Origin of the sequence: Stenotrophomonas sp. YAU14A_MKIMI4_1 (genome assembly GCF_003086855.1) — a bacterium.
In the GTDB taxonomy this organism is placed as follows: domain Bacteria; phylum Pseudomonadota; class Gammaproteobacteria; order Xanthomonadales; family Xanthomonadaceae; genus Stenotrophomonas.
The window spans coordinates 1,596,517-1,620,660 of the sequence record NZ_CP025998.1; the positions used below are offsets into that span (position 1 = coordinate 1,596,517).

The following is a 24,144-nucleotide window of genomic DNA, read 5'->3' on the forward strand; positions in this document are numbered from 1 at the left end:
TCGTCCGTCACTGATGCAGAACAAGTCCAACGGAGGTCGTATGGAATACGGCATGCATGGCTTGGCTGAACGGGTACGCCGCGAACTGGAAGCCAGCTACCACAGACACGGATGCGGCCCCGCGTTCTGGGATACCTACCAGCAGGTGCTCAACCGGCTGGTACCGCAGGGCACCGCCCGCACCGAAGTGACCAACGAAATGGCGCTGATCATCGAGCAGCTCGGCATCGTGCGCCGCGCCCAGCTGGTGCCGCCGGACGCCGATCGTACGGGCTGATTCACAGCAGCCGCCAGGCACCACATCCCAACAGCGCCAGCAGCATGGCCAGCAGCCCCAGCGTGCGTGGTCGCCACCACCGTCGTGGCTGGCCTGCCATGGTCTGCGGGCTGCAGTAGCGGATCAGCGCGGCACCGAAACCCGCGTCCTGCTGCTGCTCGGCACAGGCATCCAGGCAGGCGCCACAGGCCAGGCAGTCGGCCTGGGGGCCGTGGCGGATGTCCAGCTGCATCGGGCAGGCGGCCACGCAGGCCGCGCAATCCAGGCAGTCGCCCAGGCGATCATCCGGGAAGGACGGCAGCGGCCCGGCCAACAACGGATGCGCGGCGCGGAATACGTAGTCCTGTGCGGTGGTCGGATCCAACATGCCGCGCCCCCGCTCCAGCACGCCGCCCAGCCCGGCCGGGCGCCGGCCGCGGGGTTCGCCGCGCGGCGCGTCGTACAGCATGCGCGGGGTATGCGGATCGGTCAGCAGCGGCTGCATCCGCGCGAACGGGCACAGCGAACGACACACCTGTTCGCGCAGGAAACCTGCGTTGCCCCAGGTGGCGGCCGCGTAGAACAGCACCCAGAAGGTCTCCCAGCCGCTCCAGCCGGCGTGTGGGGCGGCCGCCAGCAGCGCGCGGATCGGGCTGAACAGGCCAACGAAGGTCAACCCGGTCCACAGTGACAACAGCAGCCAGGCCGTCTGTGTGGCGGGGGCCGCAAGCGACGCCGGCAGGGCGCGCCTCGCCGCCCGTGCCAGCCCGTCGAAGGCCGCCGACCACAGCGTCTGCGGGCAGGCATGGCCGCACCAGACCCGCCCGGCCAGATGGGTCAACAGGGCCAACGCGACGGCCGCCACCGCCAGCAGGCCCAGCAGCACCCCCACGTCATCGGGCCACAGGGTCCAGCCGAACAGGTCGAAGCGGCGCGCGGCCAGATCCAGCAGCAGCGCCTGGCGTCCATTCCACTGCAGCCACGGCAGGGCGTAGAACAGCGCCAGCAGGCCCACCCGCAGGGGGCCGCGCCAGCGCCAGTGGCGGGAGCGGACGGGCGCACTCATCCCAGCGGCAGCTCGTCGTCGTCCTCAGCCATGGGACGCAGCAGGTATCCGGTCACAGCGCTGGCCAGCGCGGTGACCGACCAGAACATGAAAAAGCCCACGCTGTAGCCCAGCTCACGGCTGATGGGCGTGCCTGGGAAGCTGATCGCCTGCAGCCGGATCGGGTCGACGAAGGCGAAGAAGATCACGCTGGCCAGGCCGGCGGCGACGAAGCTGGGCCACAGGATCGCGCCCCAGTGCTGGATCAACCGCTGGCGGCGGCTGGAATGCGGTGTGTTCATGTGCGTGCGGGCTCGGGGTGGTGGGCGCCGCGTATACTTCGCCGTGGCGGGCGCGGCATGCGCGGGGCGTGGGTCCTGCAAGCGCGTCAGCCTATGCGCGGTGCCCGGCGCCGACATTGATCTGGATCAACGGTGGCGGTGAAGGCTGGCACCACACTGCTGCAACGCTTCTGGTGCCCCTGCATGAACGCAACGTCCCCGCCTGAAATTCCCACCGCGTCGCTGGAGCTGTGCAGCGAAGCCGAGGTGACCCGACTCGTGCACGGTTTCTACGCGCGGGTGCGCCAGGAAGATCGCCTGGGCCCGGTGTTCGGCGGGCATGTGCACGATTGGCCGGCACACCTGGAACAGCTGGTCGATTTCTGGTCGGCCATGCTGCGCGGCACGCGCCGTTTCAAGGGCTCGCCGATGTCCAAACACATGGCCATCGCCCTGGACAAGGATCTGTTCGACCGCTGGCTGGTGCTGTTCCGGCAGACCACGGCCGAGTGTGGAAATCCGCCGATGCAGGCGCTGGCCGACGACGTGGCTGCGCGCATCGCCGATACCTTCTGGCGCCGCTACCAGATGCTGCGCTGGCCGCAGGTGGGCCTGCCGGTCCTGGGTGTTCCCGGCCGCGATTGATCTGGGTCAAGGCGTGCCGCCCGGGGCAGGGCGATGCTGGAGCCATGGACACGTTCTCTCCCGCCGCCGGCGGCCTGGCCTGGACCTTCGACCCCGACCTGCTGCGCCGGCATGACCGGCCCGGGCCGCGCTATACCTCGTACCCCACCGCGCCGCACTTCCACGACGGTTTCGATGCATCCGCGCTGCGCCAGGCCATCGCCGACAGCAACCCGCTGGCGCGCGCGCTGTCGCTGTACGTGCACGTGCCGTACTGCAGCAGCCCCTGCTTCTACTGCGGCTGCAACCGGATCATCACGCGTGACCGCAGCCGCGGCCACAGCTACGTGGCGCGCGTGCTGGCCGAGGCGGACCTGCTGGCGCCGCAGTTCGCCGACGGTCGCGAGGTGATCCAGCTGCATCTGGGCGGCGGCACCCCGAACTTCCTCGATGCCGAGGCCATGACCACGCTGGTGGAAGGGCTGCGCAGACGCTTCGACTTCAGCGAATCGGCCCATCGCGATTTCTCCATCGAACTGGACCCGCGCTTCATCGATGTGGGCGACGTGGCCCTGCTGGCCCGGCTGGGCTTCAACCGCGCCAGCCTGGGCGTGCAGGATTTCGACCCGCAGGTTCAGGAATCGATCAACCGCGTGCAGGGCGTGCGGCAGACCCTGGACATCCTGCGCGCCTGCCGCGACAACGGCATGCGCTCGGTGAACGTGGACCTGATCTACGGCCTGCCCGGGCAGAGTCTGGAGGGCTTCGGGCGCACGCTGGAACTGGTGCTGGCACTGCGCCCGGATCGGCTGGCGGTATATGGCTACGCGCACCTGCCGCATCTGTTCCGCGCGCAGCGGCAGATCGACGAAACCCGGTTGCCGTCGCCGGAGGACAAGCTGGCATTGCTGGGCCTGGCGGTGGAACGCCTGTCCGCTGCCGGCTACCAGTACATCGGCATGGACCACTTCGCCCTGCCCGAAGAAGACCTGTCGCGCGCCCAGCGTGCCGGGCAGCTGCACCGCAACTTCATGGGCTACACCACCCATGCCGATACCGATCTGCTGGGCCTGGGCGTGAGTGCGATCAGCCACGTGGGCGCCACCTACAGCCAGAATCCGCGCGAACTGCCGGCGTGGGAAGCGGCCGTCGACCAGGGCCAGCTGCCGGTCTGGCGCGGCGTGGCCCTGAGCGCCGATGACCAGCTGCGCGCCGAACTGATCCAGCAGCTGATGTGCCAGGGCGAAGTGGATGGCGCTGTGCTGGGGCAGCGCCACGCTGTGGATTTCGAGCAGTACTTCGCCGAAGACCTGCAGGCTGTGCAGCGGCTGCAGGGCGACGGACTGGCCGAGTACCGCGATGGCGTGGTGCGCGCCACCGAGCCGGGCCGGCCACTGCTGCGGTTGCTGGCGATGTGTTTCGACCCGTACCTGCGCGCGCAGCAGCAACCGCGTTACTCGCGGGCGATCTGAGCGATTACGTCATTCGGCCCGCAGCGGGCCGTACTGGCGGGCCACATTGGTCGGGCCGCCCACGCTGCGCCACAGCAGCGGCCAGTCACCGGGCTCGCCGCCGATGCAGTTGCGCTGCAGCTGCAGGGTCTCGATCTGGAACTGGCGGCCATCCCAGCGCCAGCTGGCTGCGTGACCGCAATCGGCGGCGCCGCGGAACAGGGTGGTTTCGACCAGGCGGCCCTGCGCGGCATCGAAGCGTGGCCAGCCCAGCCGCGGCAGCACGAAGCGGGTTTCATCGTCGCTGACTGCCGGGGCGTCGGCCAGCTCCAGCTGCAGTGGCCGTGTGTGCGGCAACTGACCATCGGCGACCACGAAGGCCACCACGTTGGCGTTGTACATGCCGGCCTGGCAGCCGATGAACACCAGATCGTGCGTGGCGTCGATCGCCCAGGCGCCGTCGTGCGCGCGGGACAGGCTGCCGTCGTCCGCATCGCAGTGCAGCTGGGCCAATGCCGGTGCCTGCAGCCTGCGCAGATCGGCGATGAGGTTCGCGCGTGCGGTCGCCGACAGCACGCGCCGGGCAAGCGCCGGCGTCGACAGGGTGGGCAGGGCGTCGCGCGGGTGTGCCTGCGCCGCAGCGGTTCCCGGCAGCAGCCCATCGTCGGTGCCGCTGCGCCCCTGCGCACGGTCGAAGGCCTGCAGCAGCGCGTCCACCCCACTCAGGGAGATCGATTCGATGTCCCGTGCGCCGTAATTCAATACGCGGCCGCCCTGCAGGCTCTGCAGGCGAGCGCGTACAGCCGCCATGCCGGTCCACTGCTGGTGCCCGGGCGCCAGGGCACGGCCGGGATCGTCGAAGGCGGGGGTCTCACCATCGACCTGCCAGTGCGGCGCGGAAACGCCCGGCGCGAACAGTTCAAGCTGCGGCACGCTGCGCAGTCCGCCCGCGCGGCTGATGCGCAGGTGCCCGGCATAGCCCACCGCGCGGGCCACGGCCACGCAGTCATTGCGGTTGTCGCAGGTCAGTTGCCAGTCGCCCAGGTCGCTGTAGACCGGCGTGGCGGCGCGCGCGCTGGGAGCAAGCGCCAGCGACAGCAGCAGGCACATCCTGTGCATGGGAATCCTTGGTTGACCTGGGTGGTGCCCGGAGCCGGAATCGAACCGGCATGGGGTTGCCCCCGGCGGATTTTAAGTCCGATGCGTCTACCAGTTTCGCCATCCGGGCCTGCAGCGCGCGCCGATTGTAGCCGAATCGACACGGCCGACAGCGGCTAACGCGGCTTTTACGCAGGGCCGTCCGCGCCCCGCTACAGTCCGCCAACGCACACAGGAAGAGCGACATGGCACGACGGCGCATGCGAGGGATGGTTCTGGGGCTGTCGGTGCTGCTGCTGGCGACGGCCCCGTTGGGCGCGCAGCAGCGCCCGGTGCCGGCCGATGGCGTGGTGGACATGGCCACCGTGCAGGTGACCGGCGAACAGCCCGGCCCCGGCCTGTGGAAAGTGACCGCGCCGCAGGGACATGTGCTGTGGATACTGGGCACGGTTTCGCCCTTGCCGGCGGGCGTGGAATGGCGACCGGACGAAGTCGAGCGCACCATCGCCGGGGTCGATCACGTGCTGGGCGAACCGGGCTTCAAGGTCGATGCGCAGGTGGGGCTGCTGAAGGGCCTGACCCTGCTGCCGCTGGCACGCCGCAGCGCGCGCGATCCGCAGGGGCGCACGCTGCAGCAGGTCCTGTCGGCACCGACCTACGCGCGCTGGTTGCAGCTCAAGCAGACCTATCTGGGCAGCGATCGCGGTGTCGAGAAGGAGCGCCCGCTGGTGGCGTCCGGTCGTCTGTACCAGGCGTTCCTGAAGCGTAATGGGTTGCGCGATGGCCGGCAGGTGGACAAGGCGCTGCAGCGGCTCTACAAGGCGCGCGACCTGCAGCCGGAGGCACTGAAGGTCACCCTGAAGATCGACGATGCGCGGGCCACGCTGAAGGAACTGCAGGTGACCGAAGTGGATGACCGCGCGTGTTTCGAGCGCACGCTCGATACGGTCGAATTCCAGGCCCCGGTGCTGCGTGAGCGTGCCAATGCCTGGGCGCTGGGCGATGTGGCAGCGTTGCGCCGGCTGTCCGGCTCGGCCATGGCGCAGACCTGCCGCGAAGTGCTGCAGGAGTCGGCCTTCGTGCGCCGTCGCGGCTGGAGCAATCTGCCCGAGCAGGTACGCCAGCGCTGGCTGCAGGGCGTGGACAACGCGCTGCAGAAGCATGCGGCCACCTTCGCCACCGTGCCGGTCAGCCTGCTGCTGGGCGAGGGCTACCTGCAGGCGCTGCAGCAGCGTGGCTATCAGGTGGAAGCGCCGCCGGAATAGCGGTCGTAGGCAGTACGCCCGCTTCGTGGCATAGTCCCATTCATCCACCAGGGGGGGATGGGCCATGTCGTTGCACGCGTTCGCCTACGTCAGTACGGCCTGCGAAGGGCTGGACCTGCCTGCGCTGGACGCCTTGCTGGCCGATGCCACCGCGTTCAACCGCATGGCCGGGGTCACCGGTGTGCTGATGTACGACGGCAGCCGTTTCCTGCAGTACGCCGAAGGCCCGCGTGATGGCCTGGCGTCGGTACACGCGCGCATCTTCAATGCGCGCCGCCACGCCTGCCTGACCGAACTGGCTGCAGGGCCCTTGCAGGCGCGCTGGTTCCCGCGCTGGACCATGGCCAACCGCATGATCGAACCGGGTGCGCTTGCCAGCATCGTGGCAGCGCCCTGGCATGGCTTCGACAACGATCCGCATTGGCCAGGCAACGGCTTCGCGCTGCTGCTGCGTTCGTGGATGGGCGGACATGGGGAGCTGGAGCCCGCTGCGGTCAGCCTGGGCTAGGGCCGGGACGCACGCGGGCGTGACCTGCAGCGCCCATGGCCGTTACTCTTGTACGCATGTTTGAACGCCTGCGGATGCCCGGATGAGCCCTTGCACCCTGTTGATGCCCATGGGGCATCACGCTTGAGCGCGCCGATCAGCGCGGCGCTGGCGCCTGCGCCGGCCGTGATCGGCCTGGGTTATGTCGGCCTGCCACTGGCGGTGGCCTTCGGCCAGCACCTGCCGACGCTGGGCTATGACATCGATGAAGCGCGCATCGCCGAGCTTCGTGGCGGCCAGGACCACACCCTGGAAATGGAGCCCGACGAGCTGGCCACGGCTGCCCAGCTGCGTTACAGCAGTGACCCGGCGCAACTCGATGCCTGCAATGTGTACATCGTGACCGTGCCGACCCCGATCGATGCCTACGAGCAGCCGGACCTGGAGCCGCTGCGCTCGGCCACCCGCCTGATCGCCAGCCATCTGCGCCGTGGCGACGTGGTGGTCTACGAATCCACCGTCTACCCCGGCACCACCGAGGAAGTGTGCGTACCCCTGCTGGAGCAGGGCTCGGGCCTGCGCTTCAATGAAGACTTCTACTGCGGCTACAGCCCGGAACGGGTCAGCCCCGGCGATCGCGCGCGGCGACTGGCCGACATCCGCAAGATCACCTCCGGTTCGACGCCGGAAGTGGCGGCAGTGATCGATGGGCTGTACCGGCAGATCATCCGCGCGGGCACCTTCCCGGCGCCCTCGATGCGCGTGGCCGAGGCGGCCAAAGTGGTGGAGAACATCCAGCGCGACGTCAACATCGCCCTGGTGAACGAGCTGGCACTGATCTTCGACCGCCTGGGCATCGACACCCAGGATGTGCTCGACGCGGCGGGCAGCAAGTGGAATTTCCTGCCGTTCCGGCCCGGCCTGGTCGGTGGCCATTGCATCGGCGTGGACCCGTACTACCTGCTGCATAAATCCGAGAGCGTGGGCTACCACCCCGATCTGATCCACACCGCCCGCCAGGTCAACAACCGGGTGGGCGAACATGTGGCCGCGCGGGTGCTGGCAATGCTGGCCGAGCGGGGGCGCAGCCCGGCGCAGTCGCGCATCCTGGTGCTGGGCGTCACCTTCAAGGAAGAGTGCCCGGACCTGCGCAACAGTCGTGCGCTGGAACTGGCGCAGCGGTTGCAGGAAAGTGGCGCGCAGGTGGATGTGAGCGACCCCTGGGTGGGGCCGGCGGCGCTGGCCGACACCGGCGTGCAGTGGTTGCAGCAACCGCAGCAGGGCGTCTATGACGCCGTGGTGCTGGCGGTGGCGCACGCCGCCTTCACCGCATTGGACGAGGGGCAGATCCGCGCGCTGCTGGTGCCCGGCGGGCTGGTCTACGACGTGAAGTCTGCCTGGCCACGCAGCGTGGTCGATGATCGCCTCTAGCGGGCGTACACCCGTGGCGGGGTAGACTCGGGGCCAGTTGCAACCGAGGAACGCCATGCACCGCTACATTGTCTTCGTGCTCGCCATCCTGATGCTGCCGGTCAGTCTGTGGCTGGCGACGCTCTGGCCCGCCTGGTATTGGGGCGTCGGCCTGTCCGCGGCGATGGTGGCGCTGGGCTGCTGGGACCTGCTGCAGAAGCGCAGCACCCTGCGCCGCAATTACCCGGTCATGGCCCATTTCCGTTACGGGCTTGAATCGATCGGCCCGGAGATCCGCCAGTACTTCGTGCAGAGCGACCTGGAAGACGTGCCGTTCTCGCGCCAGCAGCGCGCGCTGATCTACCAACGCGCCAAGAATGAAATGGACACGGTGCCGTTCGGCACCCTGCGCAGCACCTACGCGGTGGATTACGAGTGGATCAACCACTCGCTGGCGCCGACCACGATCGGCAAGCACGACTTCCGCGTGCTGATCGGGCCGACCTGTGCGAAACCCTATTCGGCCAGCGTGTTCAATATTTCCGCGATGAGTTTCGGTTCGCTGTCGGCCAACGCGATCCGCGCGCTGAACGACGGTGCGCGCCGCGGTGGCTTCTACCACGACACTGGCGAAGGCTCGATCTCGCCTTACCACCGCGAAATGGGCGGGGACCTGGTCTGGGAGATCGGCTCGGGCTATTTCGGTTGCCGCGACGAGAAGGGCGGCTTCAGCGAAGAGCGTTTCATCGCCAACGCCACCCACGATCAGGTGAAGATGATCGAGATCAAACTGTCCCAAGGTGCAAAGCCCGGCCACGGCGGCGTGTTGCCGGCACCGAAGGTCACCGCTGAGATTTCCGCCACCCGTGGCGTGCCGATGGGCGTGGACTGTGTGTCACCGTCGCGCCATTCGGCGTTTTCCACACCGGTGGAACTGCTGCAGTTCGTTGCGCGCCTGCGCGAGCTGTCCGGTGGCAAGCCGGTGGGCTTCAAGCTGGCCATCGGCCACCCCTGGGAATGGTTCGGCATCGCCAAGGCCATGCACGAAACCGGCCTGCGCCCTGATTTCATCGTGGTGGACGGCGCCGAGGGCGGCACCGGCGCGGCACCGGCCGAGTTCGTCGACCACGTGGGCGTGCCCATGCATGAGGCGCTGCTGCTGGTGCACAACACGTTGGTCGGGCTGGACCTGCGCGAACACATCCGCATTGGTGCGGCCGGCAAGATCACCAGTGCGTTCGACATCGCGCGCACCATCGCCCTTGGCGCGGACTGGTGCAACGCCGGCCGCGGCTTCATGTTCGCGCTGGGCTGCATCCAGTCGCTGAGCTGCCACACCGACAAATGCCCGACCGGCATCGCCACCCAGAACCCGGCGCGCTGGAAGCACCTGGATGCTCCGGACAAGGCCACGCGGGTGTACAGCTACCACGAGCACACGCTGCACGCGTTGAAGGAACTGCTGTGTGCCGCCGGGTTGAACGACCCGGCAGAGTTGGGGCCGGAGCATATCCTGCGTCGCGTTTCGCCGGTCGAGATCCGTTCGCTGGCCACGCTGTACCGCTATCTGGAACCGGGCGAGCTGCTGCACAAAGTGCCCGATCACGCGGTGTTCCATGCGTTCTGGGCCGATGCCCGCAGCGATTCGTTCCAGCCGCCAGCGCGCATCCAGGCGCTGCGCGCCAGCAAATCGCGCTAGCCGCCGTTGTAGAGTCGAGCTTGCTCGACTGCTTTTATCAATCGCAATGCAGTCGAGCATGGCTCGACTCTACAAGGACATGCCATGCAGTTCAGAACCGGCACCGCCGATGATGTAGCCACGCTGTGGACATTGCGCACCCGCTGCGTGCGCGAGACCTGCAGCAGCCATTATCCGCCCGAGGTGATCGCACCGTGGTCGGCCTCGCCGCCACCGTCGCAGTACGCGCGGCTGCTGGGGCAGGGCGGCTGCGTGGTGGCTGAGGATGCGCAGGGCGCACTGCTGGGGTTTGGCGTGTTCGACAGCGACGCCAACGAGGTGGACGCGTTGTTCGTCGATCCGGATCGGGGCGGGCAGGGTATTGGTCAGGCGTTGATGCAGCGGTTGCTGGCGATGGCCGATCCCAAGCGCGAGGTGGTGCTGTCGGCCTCGCTGAACGCCGTCGCGTTCTACCAGCGCCAGGGCTTCGTGGCCGACCGGGAGGAGCTGTACCCGCACCCCAGCGGCGTAGCCCTGGCCTCGGTGCGCATGCACCGCCCCTTGTAGAGTCGAGCTTGCTCGACTGCTTTTCCGCTTTTGTAGAGTCGAGCTTGCTCGACTGTTTTTCCATCAGTCGAGCAAGCTCGACTCTACCGAAGCAGTCGAGCAAGCTCGACTCTACAATCGCCGGGTCAGCGCGCTGCCAGCCACGCCACCACGCCTTCAGCCGCGCGCAGTCCGCTGGCATAGCAGGCGGTCAGCAGGTAGCCGCCGGTCGGCGCTTCCCAGTCCAGCATTTCGCCGGCGCAGAACACGCCCGGCATGGCGTTGAGCATCAGCTGGCGGTCCATGGCCTGCAGCCGCACACCGCCCGCGGTGCTGATCACCTCGGCCATCGGCCGCGGTCGCAGCAGCCGCAGGGGCAGGCGCTTGAGCGTTGCTGCCACGGCCGGCAGATCGTTGCCGGCGTCCTTGCCCAGGTGCTCGAACACCAGCGCGGCCTTCACCGCATCCAGACCGGCCTGGCGGCGCAGGTGTTCGCCAAAGCTCCGGCCCTTGCGCGGCCGGGACAGGTCGGCCAGCAGGCGTGCCTCGTCACGGCCGGGTACAAGATCCAGGGCCAGCACGGCATGGCCATCGCGGTTGATGGTGTCGCGCAGATCAGCGGCCAGCGCGTAGACCAGGCTGCCTTCGATGCCATAGCTGCTGGCCACGCACTCACCCTGCAGCGACTGCGGCCGACCCTGCAGATCGGTCCAATAGGCCACCACCGGCTTGAGTGGGGCGCCGGCATGGCGCTGGGCGAAATGCGGGCTCCAGTCCACGTCGAACCCGCAGTTGGCCGGCTGCAGCGGCGCGACATCCACGCCGCGTGCCTGCAGCGGTGCCACCCAGGCGCCATCGCTGCCCAGCTGCGGCCAACTGCCGCCGCCCAGGGCCAGCACCGTGGCATCGGCGTGTACGCGCACCTCGCCGTGTTCGCTGGCGAACTGCAGGGCACCGTCATCGGCCCAGCCGGTCCAGCGATGATTGACGTGCAGGCGCACGTCCCGTTCCTTCAGGCGCCGTACCCAGCCGCGCAGCAGCGGGGCCGCCTTGCGGTCCACCGGAAACACCCGGCCGGAACTGCCGACGTAGGTTTCCACGCCGAACCCTGAGGCCCACTCACGCAGTGCCTGCGCATCGAAGCCGTCCAGCCAGTCACCCACGGCGGCGCTGTGTTCGCGGTAACGGCTATCGAACAACGGCCGTTCGTCGGAATGGGTCAGGTTCAGCCCGCCCTTGCCGGCAATCAGGAACTTGCGGCCGGGCGAGCCCTTGGCCTCGTACAGATCGACCTCCAGGCCGGCGGCGCGCAGGCGCTCGGCGGCGAACAGGCCAGCCGGGCCGCCGCCGACCACGGCGACGCGGCGCGGCGGTTGCAGATCAGGGTTGGACATCGAGCAGCTCGACGTCGAACACCAGCGAGGAGCCGGCCGGGATCGGGCCGACGCCACGGTCGCCATAGCCGTAGTCCGGCGGGATCATCAGGGTGCGCTTGCCGCCCACTTTCATGCCGGCCACGCCTTCGTCCCAGCCACGGATGACCTGGCCGGCGCCCAACGCGAAGACGAAGGGCTGGCCGCGGCCGACCGAGCTGTCGAAGGTCTTGCCGTGCTTGTTCTCGGTGCGGTTGTCGTAGATCCAACCGGTGTAGTGCACGGTCACTTTCTGCCCGGGCACGGCTTCGGCGCCGGTTCCCACCTGGGTATCGATGCGTTCGAAGGTGGTCAGGGTGCCGCCCGGCGGCGGGCCGGCGGGTTCGGACGAACAACCGGCGGCAACAAGGGACAGTAGCAGGGGAAGCAGCAGGCGGCGCATCGGGCGTCTCCGTAGGGTGTTCGCGGGCGGCAAGGGTAGCGCATCGGCGCCGGGTATCATGGTGGCATGGCCAAACTTCTGCTCAACCTGCGCAATGTCGGCGACGACGAGTACGCCGATGTGTGCACCCTGCTGGACCAGCACGGCATCGCCTGGTATCGCACCGAACCCAGCCCCTGGGGCATTTCCAATGGCGGCCTGTGGCTGCGCGATGATGCGGACCAGCCGCGGGCCAAGGCCCTGATGGCCGATTACCAGGCCGAGCGGGCGCCGCGCATCCGTGCCGAGCGCGAGCAGGCGCTGCGCGATGGCACGGCCGAAACGTTCGGCAGCCTGCTGCGGCGGCGGCCGCTGTTCGTGGCGCTGGTGCTGCTGGGGATGGCGGGTGCGGCGGCGCTGGTGCTGCTGCCGTTCATGTTGTTGCGGGGATAGGGGGCTGTTGCGGACGGCTTGCACCCGGCACCCGCCGAAGCAACGTCAACGTCAAAAGCGGGTTTTCCGTGAACGGGCAGGGCGGTGGGGGCAGGCGGGGGACGGCAAGAGCTGCTCCTGCGTGCCTCGTAGAGCGCCTTGCTCGTGCGCGCAATCCTGCGCGCCCGGCAAGACCGGGGTTGGGCGTCCTGCCCAACCCGCCCGAGGCATGCCTCGGGCCCATGGCGCTCTGCGCCCCCGCCTGCCCCACCGCCCCGCCTCTGACAATCCCCGCGGCTGTCGGTAGGTGTCGACCTTGGTCGACACAGGGAACCGCACGGGGTCAGAGCCCTCTGCTGCGCAGAGGGCTCTGACCCCGATGTCTGAAGGCGGTAAAATGGCGGAATGATCGCCAATACTGCTGCCTATCATTTCGCCGTCATCGACGCCCCCCAGGCCCTGTGCGACCAGCTGCTGGCGCGCGCCGAGGCGGCGGCGCTGCGCGGCACGATCCTGGTGGCGGGCGAGGGGCTGAACCTGTTCCTGGCCGGGGCGCCGCAGGCGGTGCAGGACTTCTACGCGCAGCTGCACGCTGATGCGCGGTTTGCCGACATGCGGGTCAAGACCAGCGTCAGCGAACACCAGCCCTTCGCGCGGCTGAAGGCCAAGGTGAAGGACGAGATCATCAGCTTCCGGCGCGACGATGGCCAGCCGCTGGCCTACCCGCGTGCGCCGGCGGTCGATCCGGCCACGGTGCAGCGCTGGCTGCGCCAGGGCCACGACGATGCCGGCAAGCCGGTGGTGATGCTCGATACGCGCAACCTGCAGGAGGTGGCCCATGGCACCTTCAAGGATGCGCTGGTGCTGCCCATCGAGAAGTTCACCGATCTGCCTGAAGCGCTGGCGCCGCATCGGCAGGCGCTGCAGGACAGCACCGTGGTCAGCTTCTGCACCGGCGGCATCCGTTGCGAAAAGGCGGCGCTGTGGATGGTCAACGATGGCATGGACAACGTCCTGCAGCTCGATGGCGGCATCCTGGGCTATTTCGAGGAGGTCGGTGGCGAAGGGTACGAGGGTCGCTGCTTCGTGTTCGACGAGCGGGTGGCGCTGGATGCCGAGCTGAAGCCGCTGGTCGACCAGCCGCTGCCCGAGCCGCGCCCCAGCGCGTTCTGAACTGTCCTTGAGGTCGCGCCGGGACCTGCCCGGCGCGCTGAACCGGTCCGGCAGGAATCAGCATTCCGCCACCGTCACTGGCCGTGGCGCCGTTGCGACCCCATGCAGGGGGAATCCTGTGACGGAAAACCCCCTGATGATCCCGTTGTCGATCCTCGACCTGGCCCCGGTCTGCGAGGGCAGCGATACCACCGCCGCCTTCGCCAACATGCTGGAACTGGCCCAGCATGCCGATGCGCTGGGCTACCGCCGCTACTGGCTGGCCGAACACCACAACATGCCCGGCATCGCCAGCGCCGCCACCGCGGTACTGATCGGCCACGTGGCCGGGGGCACGCGGCGCATCCGCGTCGGCGCCGGCGGCATCATGCTGCCCAACCACGCGCCGCTGCAGGTGGCCGAGCAGTTCGGCACGCTGGCGTCGCTGTACCCGGACCGCATCGATCTGGGCCTGGGCCGTGCGCCGGGCACCGACCAGCCCACGGCGCGTGCGCTGCGCCGCTATTTCGACAGTGCCGACCAGTTCCCGCAGGACGTGCGCGAAGTGCTGCATTACTTCGAACCGGTGCAGGCCGGGCAGGCGGTGCAGGCAGTGCCCGGCGGCGGCCTGCGGGTGCCGACCTGGATCCTCGGTTCCAGCCTGTTCGGTGCGCGCCTGGCCGCCTCGATGGGGCTGCCGTACGCGTTCGCCTCGCACTTCGCGCCCGATGCGATGGATGAAGCGCTGGCCGTCTACCGCCGTGAGTTCCGCCCCTCGGCCACGCTGAAGCAGCCGCACGCCATGCTGGCGCTGAACGTCGTGGCCAGCGACAGCGAGGCCGAATCGCGCCGGCTGTTCACCAGCCAGCAGCAGAGCTTCGTCAACCTGCGCCGTGGCCGCCCGGGTCGCATCCCCGCGCCGATCGATGACATCGATGCGTTCTGGGAACCGCATGAAAAGCTGGGCGTGGAACGCGCCCTGGCCTGCACCGTACTGGGCGATGCGCAGCAGGTGGGCGAGGGTATCGCCGCCTTCGTCGATCGCCACGCGCCGGACGAACTGCTGCTGACCGCGAACCTGTATGACCATCGCGCGCGCCTGCGTTCGTTCGAACTGGCCATGCAGGCCTGGCACGCCCGCCACGCCGGCTGAACGTTTGCGTCACGGCGCATTGCAGGGCGACGCGCTCTGATGGGGGCTCCTGATTCCGGAGCCCCTTCCATGACCGATACCCGTGCCGAGCACATCGCCCAGTTGTCCGAACTGATCAAGGACGTGGAGGTGGCCATGTTCACCACCACCGGCGTGGACGGTCGGCTGTACAGCCGGCCGCTGGGCACCCAGCAGGTCGATTTCGACGGCGACCTGTGGTTTGCCACCGCCGCCGACAGCCCGAAGGTGGCGGAGATTGCCTTGAATCCGCGCGTCAACGTGGCCTATGCCTCCACGTCGAAGAATACTTACGTGTCGGTGTCTGGGCGGGCGCGCATCGTGGACGATCGTGAAAAGATCGAGGCGCTGTGGTCGCCGGCGATGAAGCTGTTCTTCCCCGGCGGCAAGGATGATCCGAACCTGCGCCTGATCCAGGTGCGTGCGGAGACCGCCGAGTACTGGGAAGGCCCAGGCACGCTGCTGGGCAAGGCGTTGAGCTTCGTTTTGTCGGCAGTGCAGGATGATCCGTCGCAGTTGGGCGATAACGGATTCATCGATCTGCGGTGATGCACCCCCGCCGGGCATGGCCCGGCGCTACCGATCGGGTCGTGGTGGGTAGCGCCGGGCCATGCCCGGCGAGCCCTGCGGCCAACGCTCAGAACCAGCGCTGGAACAGGTCGGCGGTGTAACCGACCAGCTGGCCGGAACTGAAACCGAAGAAGGCCACCGCCACCACGCCGCCAATCCAGTTGAACAGCATCAACGCGCCATCGCGTTCCAGCAACGCCAGCGAAAACAGCAGCAGCTGGAACCCGAACAGGTAGTTGGTGAACGGGATCGGCAGCGACAGCAGCAGCCCCAGCAGGACCAGCAGCAGACCGGTGAAGGCGTGTGCCGGCGCTGGCGCCACACACTGCGGCATGCGCGGCTTCAGCATGCGGTCCAGCCGCCGCAGCGGCCGGTCGATGCGGTCCAGGAACCGGTGCATGGTGCCGCGGCGGGGCCCGCGGCGGGCGATGAAGCCCGGCAGCCAGGGCTTGCGCATGCAGAACAGCATCTGCAGCCCGATCAGGATGACCAGCGGCCCGCTGACCGCGCCGCCCAGCCCCGGAATGGGAATGAAGGCCGGCAGGATGGCCACGAACAGGAATACGCCGAACGCGCTCTGCTGCAGGTCCTGCAGGATCTGGCCCAGCTTCATGTGCTGGGCCGGATCACCGAATTCGAACATCGCCAACAGGGTGCGGATGCCCTCGTTGCGATAGCTCGGGCGCTCGTCGCCCGCGCCGTGGCCTGGATCAGGCGGTGAGCTCATCGGTCTGCTCGTCCGACAGGGTGCGCAGCAGCAGCTTGTCCACGCGGGCACCGTCCAGGTCCACCACTTCAAAGCGCCAGCCGGCCCAGTCGAAATACTCGCCCGCATGCGGGATGCGGCCGAAGTAGTGGATGCACATGCCGGCCAGCGTGTAGTAATCGCCTTCCTCGGCATCGGGCAGCTCGTTGCTGCCGATCAGTTCGCGCAGGTCTTCGATCGGCAACGAGCCATCCACCAGCAGCGAGCCGTCTTCGCGGGTCACCACCAGCGCATCCTCGTCGGCGTTCTCCACCGCCTGCAGGCGGCCGACCACCGCGCCCATCAGGTCGCTGATGGTCACCAGGCCCTGGATTTCACCGTATTCGTCCACCACCAGCGCCATCGACTGCTGTTCCTCGCGGAAGATTTCCAGCAGCTTCATCGCATGGGTCGATTCGGACACATACAGCGCTTCGCGCAGGGTCTGGAACAGGGCGTTGTCGCCGCGTGCCATGCGGGTGGCCAGCGATTTCAGTTCCAGTACGCCCACCACGTCCTGGTCGTTGTCGCGGAACACCGGATAGCGCGAGAACTCGTGCTCGGCCATGATTTCCAGGTTGCGCTCCAGGCCAGCCTGGGTGTCCAGCCAGGCAATGCGGTTGCGCGGGGTCATCAGGCTGTCGGCGGTGCGGTCGCCCAGGCGCATCACGCGGTTCATCATGTCGCGCTCATGGGCGTCGATCACGCCGGCTTCGTGGCTTTCGGCCACCAGCATGCGGATTTCTTCTTCGGTGACCGAAGCGGCTTCGTCATTGCCCAGCCCCAGCACCTTCAGCACCAGCTGGGTGGTCTTGGACAGCAGCCAGACGAAGGGGAGCGCCAGCTTGGCCAGCCAGCTCATCGGCATGGCCACCAGGCCGGCGATGGACTCCGAACGGGTCAGTGCCAGGCGCTTGGGTACCAGTTCGCCGAAGATCAGCGTGATGAAGGTGATCAGGCTGACCGCCAGCACCGTGCCGATCTTGCCGGCGTAGGCAAAACCGGGCATCAGGCCCTGGATCCAGCCGGCGAACGCCTCGCCCAGCGCTTCACCGCCCAGGTAGCCGGTCAGCACGCCGATCACGGTGATGCCGATCTGCACGGTGGACAGGAAGCTTTCCGGCTTTTCGGACAGTTCCAGCGCCTTGGCCGCGCGCTTGGAGGTGCTGGCCATCTGCTTCAGGCGGCTCTTGCGCGAGGTCATGACCGACATCTCGGACATGGCGAAGAAGCCGTTCAGCAGAACAAGCGCGAAGACAATCAGGATCATTTCAAACACGGGCGTCGTCCCCGGTTGGTGGCAGGGAGGGCGGGTGCTTGCGGTGGCGGCTGGCGCTCAGGAACGGGGTCCGGCGCGGCGCGGGGGGATAAGGGTCGTCGTCCATAAGGTGCGCCCGGGGGCGCGCTGGCATCTTAGCAAAGGGGCGTGGCGGGATGGCAACTGCCTGTTCAGGTTGAGGGTTTTCCACCCCCGGAAGCGGGCGGGTATACCCGTGATGGTCATCTAGCCGTCATAATTCCCTCTGGTGCCGTCCTTCCCGCGACGGCTGACAGGTTTCTCAATGTTCTCTCTGCAGACCATTTTCGGTTCCGGCAAACAGTTCTACACCCTGCTTGATGAGGCTGCCGTCGCGGCCAACGATGCCGCCAAGGCGCTGCATTCCATGCTGCGCGAGGCCGACCGCCAGCCGGCGCTGGACGCCTTCAAGCTGGCCCGCCTGCGCGAGCGCGCGGCGTCGGACAAGATCAGCCAGGCGCTGGTGGACAGCTTCATGACCCCCATCGAGCGCGAAGACATCGAAGCGCTGGGCTCGGCCCTGTACAAGATTCCCAAGCAGATCGAGAAGTTCGCCGATCGCTATTCGCTGGCCACCACCCACCTGGAACACATCGACTTCGCGCCGCGCGCGGCGATGCTGGAACAGGCCGCTGGCGTGGTCGTGGAAATGGTGGCCGACCTGCGCCACATGAACCTGGACCGGATGACCGCGCTGAACGAGAAGCTGCGCTCGCTGGAAAACGAAGCCGACCGCCTGATGCTGGAGCTGTACCGCGACATCTACTCCGGTCGCCTGGACAACCTGCAGATGTTCCTGCTGAAGGAATTCTTCGAGATCCTGGAAAAGGCCATCGACCGTTGCCGCGAGGCCGGCGTGGTGGCGTACCAGATCGTGTTGAAGAACAGCTGACGGACGCCGCCGCATGTTGACCCTTGTCCTGGTGGTGATCCTGGCCGCGCTCGTCTTCGAGTTCATCAACGGCTTCCACGACACCGCCAATTCCATTGCCACCGTGGTGGCGACCAAGGTGCTCTCGCCCGGCTGGGCGGTGATGCTGGCCGCCTTCATGAACCTCATCGGCGCGCTGACCGGTACCGCGGTGGCGCTGACCATCGCCTCGGGCCTGCTCAACACCAACGTGGTCGATGTCACCCCGCAGGTGATCCTGTGCGCGCTGCTGGGCGGCATCATCTGGAACCTGATCACCTGGTGGAAGGGCCTGCCGTCCTCGTCCTCGCACGCCCTGATCGGCGGCCTGTGCGGTGCCGGCCTGGCGGCCGCCCACAACAACTGGGATGCGCTGATCTGGTCCGAGCGCCTGGGCAGCTGGGCGCAGAACAAGGGCCTGCTGTGGAAGGTCTTCGTGCCGATGATCACCTCGCCGATCGCCGGCTTCCTGCTGGGCATCGTGGTGATGGTGCTGCTGTGGGGCCTGATCGCCGGCCTGGCCAAGATCGGCGGTGCCATCGGCCGCCTGGCCCGTCCGCGCATCGTCAACGCGTTCTTCGGCAAGGCGCAGATCGCCTCGGCGGCCTACATGGGCTTCGCCCACGGCCACAACGACGCGCAGAAGACCATGGGCATCATCGCCATGACCCTGATCGGCGCTGAAGCCACCGGCGCGCTGGACAACTTGCCGTCGTGGCTGGCCTTCATGCACCCTGATGCCAGCGCCGGCGACGGCATTGCCATGTGGATCGTGCTGACCTGTGCGGTGGTGATGGCTGCCGGTACCGCCTCGGGCGGCTGGAAGATCATCAAGACCCTGGGCCACAAGATGGTGAAGCTGCACCCGATCCACGGCTTCGCCGCGGAGACCAGCTCGGCCACCATCCTGACCCTGGCCGCCCACTTCGGCATGCCGGTCTCGACCACCCACAGCATCTCCACCGCGATCATGGGCGTGGGCTTTGCCAAGAACCCGCGTTCGCTGAAGTTCGGCGTGATCGAACGCATCGTCTGGGCCTGGATCCTGACCATCCCGGCGGCCGGCGGCTGTGCGTACCTGATCCTGAAGCTGTTCGAGCTGGCCGGCTGGACCTGATGCCGGCAGCCCCGGGGTCAGAGCCCTTTCCCTGCGGGAAAAGGATCTGACCCCCGAAAACAAAGAAAGCCCGCCGGATTCCGGCGGGCTTTTTTCATGGGAGAAACCATTCCTCCACACCCATCGTGTCGACCAAGGTCGACACCTACCAAAGCAGGACCAGGATCAGAGCCCGTGCCGACCAACGGTCGGCACCCCCACCACCAGCAGACGGTCGACCATCCACCAACAGCGCCATGAACCCGTCAGCGGCGGGGTGGGGTGGGCAGGCGGGGGCGCAGAGCGCCATGGATGGCGCTCTACGAGGCACGCAGGAGCGGCTCTTGCCGTCCCCCGCCTGCCCACCCCATCCCGCCGCCCCCGAGATGCAGGCTTTTGCCGTTGCTGTTGCTGTTGCCGTTGCCTTCAGCGGGTGCCGGGCCGCAGGCCCGGCCTGCCACCCACCTCAGTTGCGCTGGAACAGGGCCTGCACATCGCGACGGAACGCGGCCTGGCTGTCCGCCCGGCTGTAGAACATATGCCCGCCCGGATAGCTGCGCACCTGCACCCGGTCCGGGTTGCTGCCCATCGCCGGCATCTGGTCCACCGTCAGGATCGAACCCATGAACGGGCACGACAGGTCGTTCCAGCCATGCACGATCAGCACCTGCAGGTGCGGGTCGATCGCCACCGCCTGGCGCAGCTGGGTCACCGCCCCCTGGCGCAGGTCGCCATTGCGGTCCCACAGCCGGTTCACCTCGTAGTTCAGTGCCTGGTAGCGCGCATCCACCTTCCAGCCCACCACGCGGGTCACGAAGTCGACCATGGCTGTGGTGGTCGGCGCGATGATGCTGTCCAGCAGCGGGTCGTTGGCGCGCTGCTCGGGATCATTCGGGAACGGATCGAACGCAGTCACGTTGGAATCGTAGCGGCTGCCCAGCGTGCCCTTGTCACGGAACACTTCGCGCAGGTACGCCTGCGTTTCCAGCCGCCCGCCGGCGCGGCGCACGAACTGCGGGTCCAGCCCGGTCAGCTCACTCACCCGGCGCAGCATCGCTTCGGTGGCCTGCGGATCGCTGCGGCCCTTCATCAGCGCGGTGGCATAGTCGCCGCGGGTGTATTCGACCACCTCGCGCATGGCCGCATCGGTCAGCTTGCCCTGCCGCTCCAGGTGCGCGGCGGCGATGGAGGGCAGGGTCTGCATCCACGCCATCGGCGAGACATCGGCGTTGTCTTCCAGGGTCGGGCTCAGGTAGGGCGACACCAGCACCAGGCCGTTCATCGCCACGCCCAGCCGGGTCTGCAGATAGTGGGTGATGCGCGGGCCGCGGTAGCCACCGTAGCTTTCACCGGTCAGGTACTTGCGCGAGGCCATGCGCTGGTTGCGCAGCAGCCAGTCGTAGATGGTGCGTGACAGGTATTCGACGTCGGCGCTGGGGGTGTACAGCTGCTTCTTCGCCTCGTCGTCGCCGATGCGCGCGCGGCTGAAGCCGGTGCCGACCGGATCGATGAACACCAGGTCGGTGAAGTCCAGCCAGGTGCCGGGATTGTCGTGCAGGGTGGCCGGTGCCGATGCACTGTCGCCTTCCGAACCGAAGGTGACCACCTTCGGGCCGATCGCACCCAGATTGAGGTAGACCGACGATGCGCCGGGACCGCCGTTGAGGGCGAAGGTGACCGGGCGGTCCTTGCCGGGCATCGTGTAGGCGGTGAACACCACGTCGGCAATCACCTTGCCCTTGTCATCGCGTACCGGCAGGGTGCCGACGCTGGCGGTGTAATCCAGCGTGCGGCCGCCCAGGCGCATGCTCTGCCGCACCGACGCATCGGCCGGCAGGGCCGCAGCTTCGGTGGCAGGGGCCTTGGTTTCGGCGGCGTCGGCAGCAGGCGCCGCCAGGGCGCTGGCAGGGGCAACAAGCAGGCCGACGCAGAGCGCGGCAGTGTGCAGCAGGAACTTCATGGCACCAGAGCGGTAGCGGAAGGGGACTGCGATGCTAGGTCGCCACGCCGCGTGCGGTATGTGTCCAAAGGCATGGCTTGCCCGCGCACGCCGTTGCGGCCAGCGTTGCGGCCAGATTCGGTCAAGCCGGTCGCGGGGCGCGGTCGTCGTCGGCCAGCAGGCCGTACACCACCGAATCGGCCAGTTCGCCCTGGATGCGCCAGCGCTGCCGCAGCAGGCCTTCGCGGGCGAAGCCCAGTCGTTCCAGCACGTGCGCCGAGGGCGCATTGCGCGGATCGAGCTCGGCTTCCACGCGATGCAGCCGCAGTGTCTGGAACAGGTAATCCAGCAGCCGCTGCAGGGCCTCATGCATGTAGCCCTGGCCCTGCTGCGCCGGTGCCAGCAGGTAGCCAATCTCGGCCCGCTGCGCATCACGGTCCAGCGCGAACACCACACAGATGCCCAGCAGCGGGCCATCGATCGATTCGCGCACGGCCAGCTTCAGCTGGGTGCCGGTGGCCTGTGCGGCAAGGTCATCGTCTATCTGCGCACGCGCTTCGGCCGGGCGGGTCCAGGCCGGGTGGTTCCACCAGCGCATCACCTCCGCATCGGACTGCAGGGCGTAGAGCGCGGCGGCGTCGTCGCGGCGGATCGGGCTCAGGACCAGGCGTGCGCTGTGCAGCGGCAGGCCCGGGAACAGCAGCGAGTGGCTGGGCAATACGGTGGTCCAAGCAGGTGGACGCGCATTATCGCGCTGCCGGCTTTGCCGATGGCGGCGGAAGGGCGGGGTCGGATCCCTGTCCAAAGGAAAGGGCGCTGACCCCATCGCCGGGAAGCTGGGGTCAGAGCCCGTTGCTGCGCAACCGGATCCGACCCCGCGCCAGGGTCAGGCTTCCAGCGAAGCCAGGTCGCCCTTGCTTTCCAGCCAGCCCTTGCGATCGCTCGCGCGCTTCTTGGCCAGCAGCATGTCCATCAGCGAGCGGGTCTGCTCGCCATCGTCCACGGTCAACTGCACCAACCGGCGCGTATCGGGGTGGATGGTGGATTCACGCAGCTGCGGCGGATTCATTTCACCCAGGCCCTTGAAGCGGGTCACGTTCACCGCGCCCTTGATCTTCTCGCGCTCGATCTTGTCCAGCATGGAACGCTTCTCTTCCTCGTCCAGCGCGTAGAACACCTGCTTGCCCACGTCGATGCGGAACAGGGGCGGCATCGCCACGAACACGTGGCCGGCGTCGACCAGCGCCGGGAAGTGCTTCAGGAACAGTGCGGTCAGCAGGGTGGCGATGTGCAGGCCGTCGGAGTCGGCGTCGGCCAGGATCACCACCTTGCCGTAGCGCAGGCCGCTGATGTCATCCTTGCCCGGATCACAGCCGATGGCGATGGCCAGGTTGTGTACTTCTTCCGAGGCCAGCACGCTGTTGGACGACACTTCCCAGGTGTTCAGGATCTTGCCGCGCAGCGGCATGATCGCCTGGAAATCCTTGTCGCGTGCCTGCTTGGCGCTGCCGCCTGCCGAATCACCTTCCACCAGGAACAGTTCGGTGCGCGACAGGTCCTGGCTGATGCAGTCGGCCAGCTTGCCGGGCAGGGCAGGGCCCTGGGTGACCTTCTTGCGCACCACCAGCTTTTCGGTTTTCAGGCGGGCACTGGCGCGTTCGATGGCGATCTGCGCGATCTTTTCGCCCAGCTCCACGTTCTGGTTCAGCAGCAGGCTGAAGGCATCGTGGGCGGCGCCTTCGACGAAGCCGGCGGCCTGGCGCGAGGACAGGCGTTCCTTGGTCTGGCCACTGAACTGCGGGTCGGTCATCTTCAGCGACAGCACGAAGGACACGCGGTCCCACACGTCTTCCGGGGCCAGCTTGACGCCGCGCGGCAGCAGGTTGCGGAAATCGCAGAACTCGCGCAGCGCTTCGGTCAGGCCGGTGCGCAGGCCGTTCACGTGGGTGCCGTGCTGGGCGGTGGGAATCAGGTTGACGTAGCTTTCCTGCACCAGCTCACCTTCCGGTAGCCAGGCCACGGCCCAGTCCACCACTTCGGTGTCCTTCTTCAGGTTGCCCACGAACAGGTCGGCCGGCAGCGATTCGCGCTCGCCCAGTTCCAGTTTCAGGTAATCGCGCAGGCCGTCTTCGTAGTACCAGGTATCGACTTCGCCGGTGGCCTCGTCGGTCAGCTTCACGGTCAGGCCCGGGCACAGCACGGCCTTGGCGCGCAGCAGGTGCTTGAGCGCGCGCACGGCGAACTTGGGCGTATCGAAGTACTTCGGGTCGGGCCAGAAGCGCACGCGGGTACCGGTGTTCTTCTTGCCCACCGTGCCGACCACTTCCAGCGGGGTAGCGCGGTCGCCGTTGCGGAAGGTGATGCGGTGCTCGGCGCCTTCGCGCTTGATGTGCACTTCCACCAGGGTGGACAGCGCGTTGACCACGCTCACGCCCACGCCGTGCAGGCCGCCGGAGAAGGTGTAGTTGTTGTTGCTGAATTTGCCGCCCGCATGCAGGCGGGTCAGGATCAGCTCCACGCCGGGAATCTTTTCTTCCGGGTGGATGTCCACCGGCATGCCGCGGCCGTCATCGCTGACTTCCACGCTGCCATCCTTGTACAGGGTGATCTCGATGGAGCGGGCATGGCCGGCCAGCGCCTCGTCCACCGAGTTGTCGATCACTTCCTGCGCCAGATGGTTCGGGCGCGCGGTGTCGGTATACATGCCGGGACGGCGCTTGACCGGGTCAAGGCCGGACAGGACTTCAATATCGGCGGCGTTATAGCGGGCGTTCATCTATGTTCGGAAGCTTGGAGCGACGCGCAAGTGTGCGGTCTGGAACGCGATTTTGCACGCCTGCGGTTCAGCCTCGGCCGCCACAAGGGGGTAAAATGGGCATCGCTGGAATCCAGACGCC

24 protein-coding genes and 1 tRNA gene are annotated in these 24,144 nt (G+C 67.7%); 14 read left to right on the forward strand and 11 right to left on the reverse strand.

Annotated features, from left to right (window positions below; all coding sequences use genetic code 11):
• Positions 1-40: 40 nt before the first annotated feature.
• Positions 41-277, forward strand: a complete 237-nt coding sequence (locus C1931_RS07350) for a hypothetical protein (protein WP_108755875.1) — start codon at positions 41-43, stop codon at positions 275-277.
• A 1-nt stretch (position 278) separates the two neighbouring features.
• On the opposite strand, the gene C1931_RS07355 is transcribed toward C1931_RS07350, so the two are convergent.
• Both C1931_RS07355 and C1931_RS07360 read right to left on the reverse strand, forming a co-directional pair.
• Positions 279-1,322, reverse strand: a complete 1,044-nt coding sequence (locus C1931_RS07355; RefSeq protein ID WP_108755876.1) for a 4Fe-4S dicluster domain-containing protein — start codon at positions 1,320-1,322, stop codon at positions 279-281.
• Entirely contained in the window at positions 1,319-1,603 is a 285-nt protein-coding gene (locus C1931_RS07360; RefSeq protein WP_108749202.1) for a hypothetical protein, read from the reverse strand. The genes C1931_RS07355 and C1931_RS07360 overlap by 4 nt, the downstream gene beginning before the upstream one ends.
• A 183-nt stretch (positions 1,604-1,786) precedes the next feature.
• Between C1931_RS07360 and C1931_RS07365 the strand changes: the two genes are divergently transcribed.
• Both C1931_RS07365 and hemN read left to right on the forward strand, forming a co-directional pair.
• The gene (locus C1931_RS07365) at positions 1,787-2,227 is read left to right on the forward strand and encodes a group III truncated hemoglobin (protein WP_108757689.1); all 441 of its coding nucleotides are present in this window, start codon (positions 1,787-1,789) and stop codon (positions 2,225-2,227) included.
• Positions 2,228-2,271: 44 nt separating this feature from the next.
• The gene (hemN, locus tag C1931_RS07370) at positions 2,272-3,678 is read left to right on the forward strand and encodes an oxygen-independent coproporphyrinogen III oxidase (protein WP_108755877.1); all 1,407 of its coding nucleotides are present in this window, start codon (positions 2,272-2,274) and stop codon (positions 3,676-3,678) included.
• Positions 3,679-3,687: 9 nt separating this feature from the next.
• Here the strand turns inward: hemN and C1931_RS07375 are convergent, their stop codons facing one another.
• Both C1931_RS07375 and C1931_RS07380 read right to left on the reverse strand, forming a co-directional pair.
• Positions 3,688-4,776 (reverse strand): DUF1176 domain-containing protein, encoded by a 1,089-nt coding sequence (locus tag C1931_RS07375; protein ID WP_108755878.1) that lies wholly within the window; start codon positions 4,774-4,776, stop codon positions 3,688-3,690.
• A gap of 22 nt (positions 4,777-4,798) precedes the next feature.
• Positions 4,799-4,885 (reverse strand) — tRNA-Leu (locus tag C1931_RS07380).
• A gap of 130 nt (positions 4,886-5,015) precedes the next feature.
• Here C1931_RS07380 and C1931_RS07385 point away from each other — a divergent pair.
• The 5 genes from C1931_RS07385 to C1931_RS07405 all read left to right on the forward strand — a co-directional run bounded on the left by C1931_RS07385 (position 5,016) and on the right by C1931_RS07405 (position 10,162).
• Positions 5,016-6,020: a TraB/GumN family protein gene (locus tag C1931_RS07385; RefSeq protein WP_159095455.1), complete on the forward strand. Its 1,005-nt coding sequence runs from the start codon at positions 5,016-5,018 to the stop codon at positions 6,018-6,020.
• A 64-nt stretch (positions 6,021-6,084) separates the two neighbouring features.
• On the forward strand, positions 6,085-6,528 hold the full coding sequence (locus C1931_RS07390) for a BLUF domain-containing protein (protein ID WP_108755880.1): 444 nt from the start codon (positions 6,085-6,087) through the stop codon (positions 6,526-6,528).
• 123 nt (positions 6,529-6,651) lie between these two features.
• Positions 6,652-7,938: a nucleotide sugar dehydrogenase gene (locus C1931_RS07395; RefSeq protein ID WP_108755881.1), complete on the forward strand. Its 1,287-nt coding sequence runs from the start codon at positions 6,652-6,654 to the stop codon at positions 7,936-7,938.
• Positions 7,939-7,993: 55 nt separating this feature from the next.
• Complete coding sequence (locus C1931_RS07400) at positions 7,994-9,616, forward strand: FMN-binding glutamate synthase family protein (protein WP_108755882.1); 1,623 nt, start codon at positions 7,994-7,996, stop codon at positions 9,614-9,616.
• Positions 9,617-9,700: 84 nt separating this feature from the next.
• Positions 9,701-10,162 carry a GNAT family N-acetyltransferase gene (locus tag C1931_RS07405; RefSeq protein ID WP_108755883.1) on the forward strand — a complete coding sequence of 154 codons (462 nt, stop codon included), beginning with the start codon at positions 9,701-9,703 and terminating at the stop codon, positions 10,160-10,162.
• A gap of 125 nt (positions 10,163-10,287) precedes the next feature.
• Here C1931_RS07405 and C1931_RS07410 read toward each other — a convergent pair whose 3' ends face one another.
• Positions 10,288-11,535: a TIGR03862 family flavoprotein gene (locus tag C1931_RS07410; protein ID WP_108755884.1), complete on the reverse strand. Its 1,248-nt coding sequence runs from the start codon at positions 11,533-11,535 to the stop codon at positions 10,288-10,290.
• On the reverse strand, positions 11,522-11,956 hold the full coding sequence (locus C1931_RS07415; RefSeq protein WP_108755885.1) for an FKBP-type peptidyl-prolyl cis-trans isomerase: 435 nt from the start codon (positions 11,954-11,956) through the stop codon (positions 11,522-11,524). Before C1931_RS07415 ends, C1931_RS07410 begins: the two co-directional genes overlap by 14 nt.
• A gap of 66 nt (positions 11,957-12,022) precedes the next feature.
• Between C1931_RS07415 and C1931_RS07420 the strand changes: the two genes are divergently transcribed.
• From C1931_RS07420 to C1931_RS07435, 4 genes are all read left to right on the forward strand, one after another.
• Entirely contained in the window at positions 12,023-12,388 is a 366-nt protein-coding gene (locus C1931_RS07420; protein WP_108755886.1) for a DUF6164 family protein, read from the forward strand.
• Positions 12,389-12,772: 384 nt separating this feature from the next.
• Positions 12,773-13,540 (forward strand): sulfurtransferase, encoded by a 768-nt coding sequence (locus tag C1931_RS07425; protein ID WP_108755887.1) that lies wholly within the window; start codon positions 12,773-12,775, stop codon positions 13,538-13,540.
• Positions 13,541-13,676: 136 nt separating this feature from the next.
• Positions 13,677-14,672 carry an LLM class flavin-dependent oxidoreductase gene (locus tag C1931_RS07430; RefSeq protein ID WP_108755888.1) on the forward strand — a complete coding sequence of 332 codons (996 nt, stop codon included), beginning with the start codon at positions 13,677-13,679 and terminating at the stop codon, positions 14,670-14,672.
• Positions 14,673-14,741: 69 nt separating this feature from the next.
• The gene (locus C1931_RS07435; RefSeq protein WP_108755889.1) at positions 14,742-15,239 is read left to right on the forward strand and encodes a pyridoxamine 5'-phosphate oxidase family protein; all 498 of its coding nucleotides are present in this window, start codon (positions 14,742-14,744) and stop codon (positions 15,237-15,239) included.
• 88 nt (positions 15,240-15,327) lie between these two features.
• Here C1931_RS07435 and C1931_RS07440 read toward each other — a convergent pair whose 3' ends face one another.
• Both C1931_RS07440 and C1931_RS07445 read right to left on the reverse strand, forming a co-directional pair.
• On the reverse strand, positions 15,328-15,987 hold the full coding sequence (locus C1931_RS07440) for an exopolysaccharide biosynthesis protein (protein ID WP_108752728.1): 660 nt from the start codon (positions 15,985-15,987) through the stop codon (positions 15,328-15,330).
• On the reverse strand, positions 15,971-17,275 hold the full coding sequence (locus C1931_RS07445) for a hemolysin family protein (RefSeq protein WP_108755890.1): 1,305 nt from the start codon (positions 17,273-17,275) through the stop codon (positions 15,971-15,973). Before C1931_RS07445 ends, C1931_RS07440 begins: the two co-directional genes overlap by 17 nt.
• Positions 17,276-17,567: 292 nt before the next feature.
• Here C1931_RS07445 and C1931_RS07450 point away from each other — a divergent pair, with 292 nt between their 5' ends.
• Entirely contained in the window at positions 17,568-18,194 is a 627-nt protein-coding gene (locus C1931_RS07450) for a DUF47 family protein (RefSeq protein WP_079221423.1), read from the forward strand.
• Between the two features lie 13 nt (positions 18,195-18,207).
• Positions 18,208-19,329, forward strand: coding sequence for an inorganic phosphate transporter (locus C1931_RS07455; protein WP_108752730.1), 1,122 nt, complete (start codon positions 18,208-18,210; stop codon positions 19,327-19,329).
• Positions 19,330-19,774: 445 nt separating this feature from the next.
• On the opposite strand, the gene C1931_RS07460 is transcribed toward C1931_RS07455, so the two are convergent.
• From C1931_RS07460 to parE, 3 genes are all read right to left on the reverse strand, one after another.
• Positions 19,775-21,268 carry a S10 family peptidase gene (locus C1931_RS07460; protein ID WP_108755891.1) on the reverse strand — a complete coding sequence of 498 codons (1,494 nt, stop codon included), beginning with the start codon at positions 21,266-21,268 and terminating at the stop codon, positions 19,775-19,777.
• A gap of 121 nt (positions 21,269-21,389) precedes the next feature.
• The gene (locus C1931_RS07465) at positions 21,390-21,965 is read right to left on the reverse strand and encodes a GNAT family protein (RefSeq protein WP_108752732.1); all 576 of its coding nucleotides are present in this window, start codon (positions 21,963-21,965) and stop codon (positions 21,390-21,392) included.
• A gap of 168 nt (positions 21,966-22,133) precedes the next feature.
• Positions 22,134-24,023, reverse strand: coding sequence for a DNA topoisomerase IV subunit B (gene parE / locus C1931_RS07470; protein WP_108749221.1), 1,890 nt, complete (start codon positions 24,021-24,023; stop codon positions 22,134-22,136).
• Between the last annotated feature and the right edge of the window lie 121 nt (positions 24,024-24,144).